Genomic DNA, 12,928 nt, shown 5'->3' with positions numbered 1-12,928 from the left:
CAGTGGGAGAGATCGAGGACGCGATCGAGCGTGCCGACCGGGAGGCGTTCACCCGGGAGCCGCCAAAGACCCTCCAGGGCCGTATCAACTTCCTGATGAAGCAGCTGAAGACGACGCGCGCCGTGGCTGCCGAGCTGGGCGTGACCCAGCGGTCGGTGGAGCGCTACCGCACGGGCGAGCGGAAACACCCGCCCAAGGACATCGCCGCCAAGGTCGAAGCGGCGGTACGGCAGCGCTGGCAGCCGCAGGTCCGCAAGCGACGCCGCCGGCAGGCCGCCGCCACCGGCGGCATCACCGTGGAGACCAGGGCCTGCTTCGGGTACACCGCGCCGGTCGGCACGACCGATGACGGACGCTTCCGACGCCTCACCGTGCACCTCCCCCCGGAGTACGCCCGCCGCCTGTTCGACGCCCGCGACGCGGGTGCCAGCGACCAGGAGATGCGTGGGATCATCGCCGAAGGCTTTAAAGACGTGTATTTCCAGGACGGTGGCGGCCGGGCCATGGGACTGTCCGACGTGGCCATTAACGACATCGATTACCTGGATCTCGACTACTGAATTCGGAGCGCTTTTATGGCGAGCATCTATTACCCGTGAGTCGACGAACGATAGATGTCACAAAGGCACCGTTGCTGTCACTCGGATCCTCTGCGCGGTGGCCTACGAAGGGGATGTGCGAGGGTGACCCGATGAAGACCATTGGGTTGATCGGCGGCATGAGCTGGGAGTCGACGGCCGAGTACTACCGGCTGCTCAACGAGCTCGCCCGGGAGCGGCTGGGTGGCCTCCACTCGGCCAAGTGCGTGCTGTACTCGGTCGACTTCGCCGAGATCGAGCGGCTGCAGGTGGCCGGGCACTGGGACAAGGCGGGCGAAGTACTCGCCGACGCCGCCCGGTCCCTGCAGGCCGCTGGTGCAGACCTGTTGTTGATCTGTACCAACACCATGCACAAGGTTGCCGACCAAGTGGCGGCGACGGTCGACATTCCGTTGCTGCATCTGGCCGACGCGACGGCGGCGGCGGTGCGTACCGCAGGTCTGCGCCGCGTGGGATTGCTGGGCACCGCCTTCACCATGGAGCAGGACTTCCACCGCGACCGCCTCGCCGGCCACGGCCTCGGGGTCCTCGTTCCCGACGAAGACGACCGGGCCGTCGTCCATCGGGTGATCTACGAGGAGTTGTGTCTGGGCATCATCCGGGAGGAGTCCCGAGCGGCCTACGGTGAGGTGATCAGCAGGCTGGTGTCCTCCGGAGCGGAGGGCATCATCCTCGGTTGCACCGAGATCGAGCTCCTCATCGGCCCGGAACACAGCCCTGTTCCCGTCTTCGCTACCACCCGCCTGCACGCCGAGGCCGCCGTCACTGCGGCATTCGCGCCAGAACGGTAGGCTCGGGCGCGCATCGCGGATACACCTGGTTCCGCCAGGCCGCGCGGGCGGACGCTAGGGTCGTGAACGTGTTGAGCTCATCGGTGAGTGGGGACTTGGTCGTCGTCGGCGCCGGCATTGTCGGCGCATCGGTGGCCTATCACGCCGCCCGGGCGGGCGCCGCGGTGACGTTGGTCGACGCCGGGCGGCCAGGCGCCGGCGTGACGGCGGACTCGTTCGCCTGGGTCGGAGCGTCTGGCGTGCGTAAAGGTCCGGCCGCCGGGCTGCGGGCCACCGCAACGGCGGAGTACCACCGACTCGGGGCCGAGTTGCCGGGACTCCCGGTGACCTGGCCCGGCTCGCTGAGCTGGAACAGGGAGGACGGTGCGCCGGACGCCGGGCCCGGGCAGACGATCGTGGACGCGGCCACCGTGGCGACGCTCGAGCCCACCCTTCGGCAGCCTCCGGAGTGGGCTGTCTGGGCGCCGGGGGACGGCGCTGTTGACTCGGTGGGCGTGACCGAGCGGCTGGTAGCAAGCGCTCGCACCCATGGAGCTCGGGTACATCTGGACACGCCGGTTACCGCGGTCCGCCGGGATACAGCGGGCCAGATTACCGGGGTTGAGACGGCAGCAGGACCCCTCTCCGGTGCGACGGTGGTGCTGGCGGCCGGAGTTGCCACGGCCGCGCTGAGCGCGCCGCTCGGCGTGCGCGTCCCGGTCGAACCGTCGCCGTCGCCGCTGTTCCGGCTCCGCGCCCCGGCCGGTCTGGTCCGCACCGTGGTCAACACTGAGGACTTCGATCTTCGGCAGGTCGCCGCGGACCGGCTGATCGCCGCCGCGGACTCGCCCGAACGGACCCTTGCCGCCGTCCGGTCCACTTTCCACGGCGCCGGGAGCATCGAGCTGCTCAGCACCCGACTCGGAGCGCGCCCAATGCCGGCCGACGGTGAGCCGATCGTCGGCCCGGTCGCCGAGGTCCCCGGCCTCTACTTGGCAGTGATGCACTCGGCGGTCACGCTCGCCGCGGCCGTGGGCCGCCTGGTCGCACGGGAGTTGGTCGACGGAACCGTTGAGTCGGCTCTGTCAGGTTGCCGCCCGGATCGCTTCTAATGGCACGGCCCCGTTGCAGCCTGCCCCGCTGCTGCTCTCGGAGCAGGACCGCCTGACGTTGAGGTCGTGGTCCCGCTCAAGGTCGATTCGGGCGGGGTATGTCGAGCGGGCGCGGATCGTGATGGCGTGTGCGCAACCAGGCGCGGGAACGAGCTCGGTGGCGGCCGCGGTGGGCTCGACGCGGCCGGCGGTGATCAAGTGGCGGGAGCTGTTCCGGGCGCACGGGCTGGCAGGGCTGGCCGAACTGGGGACCTGCAGGCCGGTCGGCGCTTGATCGTGTCCTGAAGGGCCTTTGACGTCGGCATCGATCGACCGGGCCTTCCTGGCGCCGTCCACTCGCTGACAGGGTCGGAGCAGTCCCGGCCGTCGGAACCGTGCAGACCGAGAACTGCTCGGTCCCGGTTCATCCATGCGGAGAAGGCGAACTACACCATCGTGCTGCTATGGAAGGTGATGAAGACCGCCCGCTCCACGTACTACGCGTGGGTGACCGGGGCCGAGGCCCGCGAGGCGAGGCGGCGGGCCGATGAGGTCCTGACGCACGAGATCACGGTGATCCACATCGCGTCCCGGCGGAACTATGGCGTCCCGCGCGTCACCGCCGAACTGCACCGGCAGGGCCGAGTGGTCAACCACAAACGGGTGGCACGGGTCATGCGGGAGCACGGCATCGCCGGGAACAGCCGGCGCACCGGCCGCCGCAGTATGACCAAGGCCGATACCAAGGCCGCCCCGTCGCCGGACCTGATCGGCCGGGACTTCACCGCCACCCGCCCCGGAACGAAGATCGTCGGGGACATCACCTACATCCCCACGGCCGGGGGCTGGCTCTACCTCGCCTCGTGGCTGGATCTGGCCACGCGCGAGATCATCGGGTACTCGATGGCCGATCACCATCGCGCTGAACTCGTCGTCGACGCCCTGGACACGGCCGTCGCCCCGGACCGCCTGGAACCCGGCTGCGTGATCCACAGTGATCGTGGATCGGAATACACCTCCGACCAACTACGCGGCAGAATCGGCACGTTGGGACACCAGCAGCGTATGGGCCGGACCGGGAGCTGCTTCGACAACGCCGCCGCGGAAAGCTTCTGGGCCGTACTCAAAGAGGAGATCGCCACCCGCTTCTGGCCCGACCGGGCCACAGCCCGCGCCGACATCTTCGACTTCATCGAGACCTTCTACAACAGACGCCGCCTGCGCAAGCACATCCACTGGGGCTACCTCACGCCCCACGAGACACGCCTGCGCTACCGTCAAGGCCAAGCCCTCGCGGCATAACAACAACGTGCCCAAGATCACGGGGAAACTTCACCTACTGGCGGACGCTCTATAAGCGGCGGTTCCGATGCGCATCTCGTCCTGGCGAGCGGACCGGGGCCCTCCAGGCAGCCGTACAGGCTGGTGGAGCGGAGGTGCCGCTCGTCCTGCACGCCGTGTGAGCGTCCGTTCGGGGGACAGGCCTCAGTTCGAGTCCTCCTTCCTCCTGAGCTCGGCCAGCTCGTCGAAGGTACGGATCAGGACTGCGCGTCGCTCGTCCTTGTAACCCGATGAGACCTCCAACTCGTCGATGTAGCCCTCCCACACCGCCATGTACGTCTTCTTCCACCCCACGACCACCTCAGCCTCAGGCAGCGACGCCCCCACGTAACCCTGCCGCGCCAGGAGGCTCAGCAGCTCCAGGTTGGCCGGCACCGCGACTCCCCAGTACTCGTCGGGCTCGATCCCGACCAGGTCACCGGCCATCGCGTCCGCAACCTCGGTGATGAGCCGGTCCGTGAGGATCGACAGGTGGTCTGCGGCCGTGTCGTTCTCGAAGTTGCCAGTGCCCCAGTCGCCCACGGGGTCTCCTCTGCTGGTTGGGTCAGTACGCAAGAGTTGTATCAGCGCGTACCGACAACCGGGCCGCACGGAGGTGCGGCGGGCAGGGATGCCCGGAACGACGTGGACGGGGTGCGCCTGCACCGCCTGGCTCCAGGCGACGTGATCCAGCTGGCACAGGATGGAGACGACGTCCTCGTGGTCCTCGGTGAAACGGATGATGACCTGAGCGATGCCCTCCGCCGCGTCCGGCCCGGCCTGCGCCCAACCGCGCAGAGCGGTCACGAGGACGCGGCCGCCTCCAGGGCGAAGGAGTCGTCACACGGCTCCGGATCGATGCCGCACAGCGCGGTGACCGGGACGACGATCCGTTCGGCGACATCCGCGAGCAGCATGGGCATCCGCGGCTCGGCGGCGACGAACTCGGCGGCGGCCTCGGTGTTGCCGGCCTGGACCGCCCAGAGGTAGTTGAAGGAGCTGATCACCGCGTTCGGGGTCATCGGGGCGAGCCCGCTTCGTCACCGCTGGAGCCAGAAGTCGACAACATACTTCTCCACGCCGTAGGCGACCCCTTCTTGCCCGGACACCCGCTTGGCCTCGGCCCTACCTGAACAGCTCACCCGGACCCGCCATCGGCCCGGGGCGCCCAGGCTGATCAGATCGGGCAAGCGGCCATGGACCGTCGACCAGATCGCGACATCCCCGGTGGCCGACTCGAAGTCGACCTCATCCTGCTTGTCCCAGGGCCCGCCACCCGTCTCTGGCTCCATGTCCCAGACGCGTACCCGCACCTCGGCGTCGTGCGTATGCGCGCCGCTGTACACATCAATCCTGCGCGAGTGCTGGGTCAGGAAGCCGCCTCGCTCATATGCCTGGTTGTATGGCACCGGGACCAAGCTGTCGTCCGACTCCTGGAAGGCGAAGCTGTTGAAGGAAACACTTACGTCAAGCACGTCTTCTCGAACCAATAAGGCCACGAAAGCGCTCCGTTCCTCGGCCAGCAGGAAAGATCAAGCGACACTCTGACCTCGCGCTTTCGCAACTGGGCCTTCTGCACATCTACGGCCGCGCACTGACCGTAGCTCTCGGCCAGATCGGGCATTACCCGCCGCTGACCGCCGCAAAGACGACTTCGGGGATGACTACGCAGCGGCTGCAGTTCCCGGTCCCGGACGAACGCGCCCACCTCTTCGTCGACATGCACGACCTCGTTGAGGACCTGGTTGTGCCCGACGGCGCTCCCGAGGCAGCGGCGACGGTCCTGCGTACGGCCCGCGAGCTGCTGCGCCAGTCGTACTACTGCTACGAGGTCTCCACCGTGGCGGTCATGCACTCGCTGATCGCGGTGGAGATCGTGCTGCGCGACCGGATCCCGGACGCGGGCAAGAAGCCGCTGCACGGGCTCATCAAGCAGGGCGCCACCGACGGGATCCTGACGGCCCGGCAGGCGGAGTACCTCGACTATGGTCGGCAGATCCGCAACGGGATGGCGCACGGCAAGACCACGCACGCGGTGATGCCACCGGCCACGGCGGTGCCGATGGTGACGACCTCGTTCGCGATCGTCTCCGAGCTCTGCACCGCGCCCGCCTGATGATCACGGCTCGGTAACGGCATCCGGTGGAATGCCACACCGTCGACTTCCGGCACACCTCTAGCAAGTGACGGCGGGATTCCATCCGGAGCCCCGCGCCACCTGCGTGAGGAGCCTCGTCATGACGTACACCAACAGCGCCCGGCAGCCCGATCCGGAGCCGCGCCCGACCCGGTCAAGGGGTACTGAGCGCCCTCCAGGCGGCCCGGAATCCAGTGCCGCGTCAAGTGCCGCGAACGATTCCAACGTCATGCCCATCACCGCAGCTCAAACCGCCCGCCAGGGGGCCTCGCGGCGAGCCGACACCTCTCTCCCTTCCCCTGAGACGTCGGCGAAGGGGAAGAAGTCCACTCCCACGGCCGGGAAGGTGCGGGCCGATGCGCTGCGGATGCTGGGGTGCGTGCGGATAGCGACGGTCTGGCAGATGGCTCAGGTGATCACGGCGGAGGAAGCAGACGGCCGGTCGTATGTGCGCAGGGCGATGAAGAAGCTGGCGGAGCTGGGGCTGGCGGAGACGAACGGCAAGGACGGCAAGGACCAGATCTGGAACCTGACGGTGGCGGGGCAGAAGGCTCTGGCAGACGGCAATGAGCTGCTTCCCCGCCCGAAGGCCGGCACCGGAGGGAAGGCCGTTCGGGCCGCGTTCGGCCCGCACGGACTCGCGGTGACCGACACGATCCTCGCCTTCGGTGGCCGGACCCATCTGACCGACTGGCAGGTGGAGGTGAACCACGCCATCAAGGAGACCGGCCTGAGTTTCAACACGGACGCCGTCCTCGCGTGGCCGACCAAGACCAGCGAAGTACGCCTCTTCGAGCTGGACAACGGCAGCATGTCGCAGGCCCGCCTCGCGAAGGAGGTCTGGGGCTACGAGCGCTACGCCGGCCACCGCGTCTGGGAAGGCGCCCGCGGCACGATCGGCGGGACGTACCCGTTCTGGCAGCGCCACCGCTACACCCGGTCCAAGACCTTCCAGCGGCTGCACGTCGTCCTGGCGGGCAAGGAGGAGCACTTGCTCGACAACCGCCGCCAGGCGCTCGCCGCCGACGTGAAGGGCATCGCCATCGCGGTCTGGGTGAACACCCTGCCCCAGCGCCAGCGAGGCGAGCCCTGGTACGAAATCGGCGTCGACGACCCGGACCGGCGCCGCGCCCGATACCCCGAACCGGCCGGGCGCTGATGGGATTGCCGCTTGCCCAGCACGCACGGCCGGCCGGACACCTCGCCCGTTCGAGGGAAACGGCGGCTCGTGGCTTCGGCCGGCGCGGCTGCGTCGGTTAGCAACCTGCCCGGCTATTGGCGTACTGCCGATCACCGCCCGCTTCCGGAGCCACGCCGCCGGACGCGGAGGTCAAGGTCCTGCGGGGCCCGCTCCTTCCCGTTCTGCGTTCCGTCGTGTCCACGGCAGTCGTACGAGCCGGTGCCGGGGGCGTGGCCTGGCACGGCCAAGGAGTACGTCATGCCGAAGAACCAGTCCACCGCCGCGCAGACCGCTCGCAGGGCGAGCCGGAGCGGGGGCAAGTACACCGAAGCCCTGCGCCGCGCGGCGACCAGCGACGCGCCGCACGCACCGCACATCCTGCGGTTCCTGGCGGAGCGCTCGGGGAACCTCTACCACCTGGCCGGAGGGATCGCGGCGGCCTGGGCGCACAGCGGGCAGCGGGTCCTGCTCCTGGGGGAGGCCGAGGACTACTGGCGCTGGAGCATGAGCGGCGTGGGTCGCAGCCGGAGCCGCCGCAAGAAGGAGATCGAGCCGGTCACCCCGCCGGAGCCGACGACCAGCATGCTGTGGGCCTCGCCGGACGGCCCCGGCCTCCTGGCACGCCACACCTGCATGTGGGAGGCCCGCCACCCCGCACAGGGGAGCGACTGCGGCTTCCCCCGCGCCGACCGCAGCCCGCTCGCGGCGGCGGTGGCCGACGTCCTCGACGCCTACGACGTGATCGTCCTCCTGCCGCAGTACTGGTCCTACCCCGACCGGAAGACCGCGACGGCGCACGTCGTTCTCGGGGAGATCGACATCTTCCCGCACACCGACTGCAGGACCGCGCTCCCCGGTCCCGGAGGTGAAGAGAAGGGTGTCCCGCTGAGCCCCGAGCAGAGCGCGGCGGTTCTGCGCGAGCGCTGTCTGGGCTTCCTCTTCGGATTCCCGAGCCTGCCCATCCAGCAGGACGGGGTGATCTGGCAGTCGAACGGCGAGCTGCCCGTCGATGCGGACTACCTGGCGAGCGTCGACCGGGACATGAACCGCGCCGGACTGCGCCCCTTGGGCTGGACGCTCGCCGGGCGCCTGCCTGACCCGCACAAGCAGCTGCCCGAGCCCGACCAGCTGAAGGACCCCAACTTCGTCCAGCAGTACCAGCCCATCGCAGGGCGCCTGCGCACAGCATTGGACGCCCGTCCCGCCGACAGGAACTGACCCGGGAGGGCTGGCCCGCACCGCGACCCGTGGGACAGCCCTCCGAAGTTCTCGGTCCTCTTGACCGGCTCTCCGACCTGCGGGACGGTCGTGGCGCGCAACTATGCGCAACCACGTCGCAGGGGAGACTGCCATGACGTTACGGTTCGTCGGGATCGACCCGAACACCGGAGGCGAGGGATCACCCACGGTGTGGGTGGAGGAGGAGAGTGCGGACCTGGTCCTCCAGGGCGAGGAAGCCGACGAACTCCTGAAGGCCCTGGTCGGCTCCACCGAGTGGGTGGCCGGCCACAGACGGGGATCCCCGCGCACGAGCGGGTGATCCGGATTCCGGCCCGCATGGTGCCGATTCTGAGGGAGGCGTGCGATGCCGCTGAACGCGCAAGCGCTGAACACCGCGACGTTCGCTGAGCTGCTCGCCGACCCACCACACAGCGGTCCACCTGGAGATGCGCGACGTCTACGCGATCGGCGACGAGCGGGAGGACTTCGAGTCCTTCCTGCGCACCGGCGTCCCGAACTTGGACCCGGCCCGTTCGTTCTGGCCGCAGTGGATGCCGCTCGTCCAGGATGCGGTCGCCCGCGGCGTGGTGATGCGCCGCGCGAGGATCGCCTCCGAGACGGTCACCGACTACATCCGCTACGAGCACGCCATCACCCCGCTCAACCTCCAGGCCGGAGAAGACGTGCGCTGGCTGCCCCGCCGCCACGCCTCCGACATCCGCTGCCCGGCAACGACTTCTGGCTCCTGGGCGAACGGCTCGTGCAGTTCCACCACTTCACCGGCACCGGCACCGGCGACTGGGCGACCGACGGCAAGGAACGCACCACCGACCTGGCCGCCGTCGCACTGTGCGCCGCCGCGTTCGAGACGGTGTGGGAGCGGGCGGTCCCGCACGCCGCGTACCCCGTCTGACCCGAGAACCAGAAAACCCCCGCACCGCATGCCCGCCTCCCCGTCCTCCAGCGCACAAGACGCCCGCGAAGCCCTCGCCGCCCGCCTCGCCCACCTGATCCGCGACGCCGGGATCAACGGCCGCGAGCTGTCGCTCCGCTGCCGCTGGGACCCGGCGAAGACCTCCCGCATCCTGCGCGCCAAGGCCGCCCCCACCGACGCGGACATCCGCGCCTGGTGCGCCGCCTGCGGAGCCGACAACCAGGCCGACGACCTCGTCGCCACCAACCAGGCCGTCGACTCGATGTACCTGGAGTGGCGCCGCCAGTACCGCGCCGGGATGCGCCGCGCCCAGGAAGACGTCCTCGCCCGCAACGCTGCCGCCCGCACTTGCCGGGCCTACGTCTCCGACGTCATCCCCGGCTTCCTCCAGACCGCCGGTTACGCCGAAGCCCTGATGCGCCCCATCACCGACTTCCAGGGCACCCCCAACGACATCCCCGAAGCCGTCGCCGCCCGCCTGGCCCGCTCCCGCTTCCTCTACGAGGGCGGCCACCGCTTCGTCGTCCTGATCGAAGAGGGGGTCCTGCGCACCCTGATCGGCACCCCCGCCACGATGGCCGGCCAACTCGCGCACCTGCTCACCGTGATGCCGCTGCCCTCCGTCTCCCTCGGCGTCATCCCGTTCGGCGTCCCGCGCACCATCTGGCCGTTGGAGGCGTTCTACCTCTACGACGACCAGCACACCGTGATCGAGACCCTCACCGCCTCGATCAGCGTCCGGCAGCCCCGCGAGCTCGCCGACTACGCCAAGGCGTTCATGGGCCTGGCGCTGATCGCCGTGGTCGGCGACGCAGCCCGCGCCCGCATCCAGGCCGCGATCGACGCCCTCGGATAACCCCGCGCAATATTCCGCAATCTCGTTGAGTCCGGGCCTTTGCCCTCCGTAGCGTCGAAGTCACCGACGGACCACCAGCGGGAGAGGCGGGCCGCATGCGCGCACGCACCGACACCACCGCCCCGGCCCCGTAGGGCCGCGGCCTCCAGCCGCCCGCCTACGGCGTTCCCTCCCCGGCCCCGCTGGCCCGCGGACCGGGGCTTCGCCCGGTTCCTCGGTCAGCAGACCGAGGGCCAGGACGACGGGGCCGACGGCGGCGAGGACACCCAGCGGTGACCGCCGGCCACCCCCGCAAAGATGCCCCAGCAGCGAGACCCGCCATGCACACCAGCGCGCACACGGTCCTGTACGACCCCGACGGACTGATCGAAGCCGGGCTCCCGCTCGACCGCGAACCGTACGAGTGCCTCGTCAAGGCCGTCCTCGCGTGGACCGGCGAAGACACGCTCGCGACACGCGACTACGAGCAGATCGGCCTCCAGCTCACCGGCCACGCCCGCGCGGTCGCCTCCGACGTCCGCCGCCGCGCGGGGGAGCACCGGCTCAACGATGGAGACTCATGCCATCGCCGGTGCCGGGCGCAGTGACGCGAGAGGGGAGCGCTGGCCTTTCTGAACCGAGCGCAGCGTCCAGGGACGACACTGGGACGGCAACGGGTGGCAGCACGCCCGGTTCACCGGCACCAGCCCGTACCAGCTCAGCCGTGAGGCTGCGCTCGCCACCGCTCGCCACCGCCCGCCAGCGATCGGCCGAGACCGGCGTCACCTCCGCCACAGCTTGTCGCCGTCGCCGACCCGTACGGCGTGCCTGTGTATTCGGGCAGCGGATTTAATGGGCTGCCGGCGAAAAGGGGAGCAGCGCTGCGTGCGGCTGCTGACGGACACCGCGTGGTGAGGGTTTTCGTCGTCTCCGACTGGGACCAGAGCGGGGTCCACCTGTTCTCCGCGCTGGCCGAGGATGTCACCGCGTTCGCCGCCGTGGACGCCCCGGAAACGAAGGTCGCCTTCGAGCGCCTGGCGGTGACCGAGCAGCAGATCGCCGACTACGGGCTGCCCATCGCGCCGCCGAAGGTCAGTGATCACCGCTCGTTCAGCGGCACCTCCACCACCCAGGCCGAGGCCCTGCCGCCCGACGTCCTCACCGCCGTGCTCAAGGCCGCGATCACCTCCCACCGAGAGATGCGCGTCCTGGCGGCACTCCTTGAACATGAGGAAGACGAACGCCGCCGTCTACTGAAGAGCCTCGGATGCGAACCTGACGCCGACTGAACCGGTGTGCCGGGTTCAGCCGGCCCTGAGCGTCGCTCGTCCGGGCCGGGTGTCTGCGAACGTTCCCACCAGTCCCGTGGGCCTTGATGTACTGGAGTGCCGGAACAGGGCGAAGCAGGGGAGCGGGACGTTGGCCGGGTACAGCAAGGGTTACACCATCGAGCCGAGGGGCGCGTGCGCGTGACGGACTTCAAGGGCTTCGAGTGGGTGGTGTGGCGCCTCGAGGTCAAAGACCCATCGCAGCTCGCGGGCGAGGATCCGGACCTGAACGAGCGCACCCAGGAGACGATGACGGAGCTGGCCGCCTCGCTGGGCTGCGTGTACGAACTCTGCGTCGACTACGACTCCTACGACGAAACGCCGTACTACGCCTGGTGGGTCCGTATGCCCGCGACCGAGCATGCCCGAATCGACAAGGACGGCCTGCCACTGGCCATTGCCCCGCTGCGCCAGTACCTGAACCCAGCTTCCCGACGGTTTGAAGTGGGAGATCACGCCGGACCGCGAGTTGACGTACGACCACGCCGGCAGCGTGGCCATGCGGTCCGCCTACGACGATCTGATCGCCCCGTTCGAGCGCGCCCTGATCCCGCTGCGACGGGACGGGGCCGATGAACTTTATCCGCGGGCGAAGGTCTGGAAGTGGGGGGAGAACCTCCTGGTCGGCACGTTTGACCTGTGGCTGTGCAACGACCCGGACCACCCGCACACCTGGATCGTCGTCACCGTCGGCCTGTGGACCGAACCGCAGCTCTTCGACGAAGAGCCCGCAGCCCGCCTCGGCCACTTCGACTTCACCCCGCACCACCCGCTGCTCTTCCTGCCCCGCCCGCCCCGGCGACCTTCACCGCCCGCATCACCTCCGGCTCATTCCCCCACAAGAGCACCTCCAGGACGAAGGCCGCCGACGCCATCGGGACAGCTCACCAGTGGACGGCCAACGACCCCGACGTCCTGGCCGAGCGGGTCGCCCACGACCTCAAGCTGCTGTGGCCGCACCTCACCGGACCGGAAAGGAGCTGACGATGGCCTCGTACGCGAAGGACCCGCGTTGCACCGCCATGGCCGAAGCCCTCGTGCCCCTGCTGCGCCGCAACTGCCCGGAAGGCGCCGGCGGATTCGGCGGCTCGTACCAGGTGAACCTGGATGACGAGGAGGCCGTCGGATTGGGCGGGGTGGAACTGATCCGGGCCGCGATGCGTAAAGCGGCCCGGCAACTCGGCTGGAAGGTCACCACGATCGGGATGATCGGCACCTGCCACGGCACCATGGTCGTCGTCCAGGACGTGCGCGAGGTGCCCGAGGAGCACCAGGCCGTCATCAACGACGCCATGAACGACCGGATGCGAGCCGCGCTGCACCAGGTGTGGGGCGAGCAGGGTCCGGCCCCTGTCCAGCGCGGCTCGGTGGCATTGATGACTCAGGAGTTCCGCGCGGCCGTTGCCACGGGCAGCGCCTAACGAGTTGGTGCGTGATAGGGGGTGATGTGTTCTTGCTGGTGGGTGGCATGATCCGGATGTGGCGATCATGCTCAGTCGGACGGTTCTCGCGC

16 protein-coding genes and 3 pseudogenes are annotated in these 12,928 nt (G+C 69.3%); 16 read left to right on the top strand and 3 right to left on the bottom strand.

All coding sequences use genetic code 11. From position 1 onward, the window contains the following. Nucleotides 1-2: 2 nt before the first annotated feature. The 5 genes from tpg to ACIOMQ_RS39955 all read left to right on the top strand — a co-directional run bounded on the left by tpg (nt 3) and on the right by ACIOMQ_RS39955 (nt 3,762). The gene (tpg, locus tag ACIOMQ_RS39975) at nt 3-560 is read left to right on the top strand and encodes a telomere-protecting terminal protein Tpg (RefSeq protein WP_362210249.1); all 558 of its coding nucleotides are present in this window, start codon (nt 3-5) and stop codon (nt 558-560) included. Nucleotides 561-691: 131 nt separating this feature from the next. Beyond that, entirely contained in the window at nt 692-1,390 is a 699-nt protein-coding gene (locus ACIOMQ_RS39970) for an aspartate/glutamate racemase family protein (protein ID WP_402192634.1), read from the top strand. 68 nt (nt 1,391-1,458) lie between these two features. Continuing rightward, nucleotides 1,459-2,481 (top strand): NAD(P)/FAD-dependent oxidoreductase, encoded by a 1,023-nt coding sequence (locus ACIOMQ_RS39965; RefSeq protein WP_402192632.1) that lies wholly within the window; start codon nt 1,459-1,461, stop codon nt 2,479-2,481. Between the two features lie 121 nt (nt 2,482-2,602). Beyond that, nucleotides 2,603-2,755 (top strand): hypothetical protein, encoded by a 153-nt coding sequence (locus tag ACIOMQ_RS39960; protein WP_401271045.1) that lies wholly within the window; start codon nt 2,603-2,605, stop codon nt 2,753-2,755. A gap of 29 nt (nt 2,756-2,784) precedes the next feature. Further along, complete coding sequence (locus tag ACIOMQ_RS39955) at nt 2,785-3,762, top strand: IS3 family transposase (protein ID WP_362210350.1); 978 nt, start codon at nt 2,785-2,787, stop codon at nt 3,760-3,762. A 183-nt stretch (nt 3,763-3,945) separates the two neighbouring features. On the opposite strand, the gene ACIOMQ_RS39950 is transcribed toward ACIOMQ_RS39955, so the two are convergent. From ACIOMQ_RS39950 to ACIOMQ_RS39940, 3 genes are all read right to left on the bottom strand, one after another. Further along, nucleotides 3,946-4,323, bottom strand: coding sequence for a DUF4259 domain-containing protein (locus ACIOMQ_RS39950; RefSeq protein WP_362210347.1), 378 nt, complete (start codon nt 4,321-4,323; stop codon nt 3,946-3,948). Between the two features lie 260 nt (nt 4,324-4,583). Then, the gene (locus ACIOMQ_RS39945; protein ID WP_362210238.1) at nt 4,584-4,802 is read right to left on the bottom strand and encodes a hypothetical protein; all 219 of its coding nucleotides are present in this window, start codon (nt 4,800-4,802) and stop codon (nt 4,584-4,586) included. Nucleotides 4,803-4,820: 18 nt separating this feature from the next. Continuing rightward, complete coding sequence (locus tag ACIOMQ_RS39940) at nt 4,821-5,255, bottom strand: hypothetical protein (RefSeq protein WP_401271043.1); 435 nt, start codon at nt 5,253-5,255, stop codon at nt 4,821-4,823. 185 nt (nt 5,256-5,440) lie between these two features. Between ACIOMQ_RS39940 and ACIOMQ_RS39935 the strand changes: the two genes are divergently transcribed. The 11 genes and pseudogenes from ACIOMQ_RS39935 (at nt 5,441) to ACIOMQ_RS39885 (ending at nt 12,836) form a co-directional block, all read left to right on the top strand. Further along, nucleotides 5,441-5,896, top strand: coding sequence for a hypothetical protein (locus tag ACIOMQ_RS39935; protein WP_362210232.1), 456 nt, complete (start codon nt 5,441-5,443; stop codon nt 5,894-5,896). Nucleotides 5,897-6,146: 250 nt separating this feature from the next. Beyond that, on the top strand, nt 6,147-7,076 hold the full coding sequence (locus tag ACIOMQ_RS39930; RefSeq protein ID WP_401989283.1) for a replication-relaxation family protein: 930 nt from the start codon (nt 6,147-6,149) through the stop codon (nt 7,074-7,076). Nucleotides 7,077-7,355: 279 nt separating this feature from the next. Continuing rightward, nucleotides 7,356-8,315 (top strand): hypothetical protein, encoded by a 960-nt coding sequence (locus ACIOMQ_RS39925; protein WP_362210226.1) that lies wholly within the window; start codon nt 7,356-7,358, stop codon nt 8,313-8,315. Nucleotides 8,316-8,448: 133 nt separating this feature from the next. Further along, nucleotides 8,449-8,726 (top strand): annotated as a pseudogene (locus tag ACIOMQ_RS39920) (hypothetical protein). Continuing rightward, a pseudogene (locus tag ACIOMQ_RS39915) lies at nt 8,683-9,231 on the top strand (DUF6879 family protein). Before ACIOMQ_RS39920 ends, ACIOMQ_RS39915 begins: the two co-directional pseudogenes overlap by 44 nt. Before the next feature lie 28 nt (nt 9,232-9,259). Further along, nucleotides 9,260-10,108, top strand: a complete 849-nt coding sequence (locus ACIOMQ_RS39910; protein ID WP_402192630.1) for a DUF5753 domain-containing protein — start codon at nt 9,260-9,262, stop codon at nt 10,106-10,108. A 320-nt stretch (nt 10,109-10,428) separates the two neighbouring features. Next, nucleotides 10,429-10,644, top strand: a pseudogene (locus ACIOMQ_RS39905) (restriction endonuclease); the annotation flags it as partial. A gap of 351 nt (nt 10,645-10,995) precedes the next feature. Next, nucleotides 10,996-11,376, top strand: a complete 381-nt coding sequence (locus ACIOMQ_RS39900; RefSeq protein ID WP_402192628.1) for a hypothetical protein — start codon at nt 10,996-10,998, stop codon at nt 11,374-11,376. A gap of 180 nt (nt 11,377-11,556) precedes the next feature. Next, a complete protein-coding gene (locus ACIOMQ_RS39895) occupies nt 11,557-11,991 on the top strand; it encodes a hypothetical protein (protein WP_401271036.1) in 435 nt (144 codons plus the stop codon). Nucleotides 11,992-12,111: 120 nt separating this feature from the next. After that, a complete protein-coding gene (locus tag ACIOMQ_RS39890; protein WP_401271034.1) occupies nt 12,112-12,399 on the top strand; it encodes a hypothetical protein in 288 nt (95 codons plus the stop codon). A gap of 2 nt (nt 12,400-12,401) precedes the next feature. After that, nucleotides 12,402-12,836 (top strand): hypothetical protein, encoded by a 435-nt coding sequence (locus tag ACIOMQ_RS39885; protein ID WP_362210211.1) that lies wholly within the window; start codon nt 12,402-12,404, stop codon nt 12,834-12,836. The last annotated feature ends 92 nt before the right edge of the window (nt 12,837-12,928 follow it).

The organism is Streptomyces sp. NPDC087845 (genome assembly GCF_044742755.1).
In the GTDB taxonomy this organism is placed as follows: domain Bacteria; phylum Actinomycetota; class Actinomycetes; order Streptomycetales; family Streptomycetaceae; genus Streptomyces.
This window is presented reverse-complemented; position numbering and strand designations above follow the sequence as displayed.

What these genes read in the sequence shown, in the direction of transcription:
- ACIOMQ_RS39885 (WP_362210211.1), top strand. Translation starts at nt 12,402, where the DNA reads ATGGCCTCGTACGCGAAGGACCCGCGTTGCACCGCCATGGCCGAAGCC.
- ACIOMQ_RS39930 (WP_401989283.1), top strand. Translation starts at nt 6,147, where the DNA reads ATGCCCATCACCGCAGCTCAAACCGCCCGCCAGGGGGCCTCGCGGCGA.
- ACIOMQ_RS39910 (WP_402192630.1), top strand. Translation starts at nt 9,260, where the DNA reads ATGCCCGCCTCCCCGTCCTCCAGCGCACAAGACGCCCGCGAAGCCCTC.
- ACIOMQ_RS39935 (WP_362210232.1), top strand. Translation starts at nt 5,441, where the DNA reads ATGACTACGCAGCGGCTGCAGTTCCCGGTCCCGGACGAACGCGCCCAC.
- ACIOMQ_RS39960 (WP_401271045.1), top strand. Translation starts at nt 2,603, where the DNA reads ATGGCGTGTGCGCAACCAGGCGCGGGAACGAGCTCGGTGGCGGCCGCG.
- ACIOMQ_RS39945 (WP_362210238.1), bottom strand. Translation starts at nt 4,802, where the DNA reads ATGACCCCGAACGCGGTGATCAGCTCCTTCAACTACCTCTGGGCGGTC.
- ACIOMQ_RS39925 (WP_362210226.1), top strand. Translation starts at nt 7,356, where the DNA reads ATGCCGAAGAACCAGTCCACCGCCGCGCAGACCGCTCGCAGGGCGAGC.
- ACIOMQ_RS39970 (WP_402192634.1), top strand. Translation starts at nt 692, where the DNA reads ATGAAGACCATTGGGTTGATCGGCGGCATGAGCTGGGAGTCGACGGCC.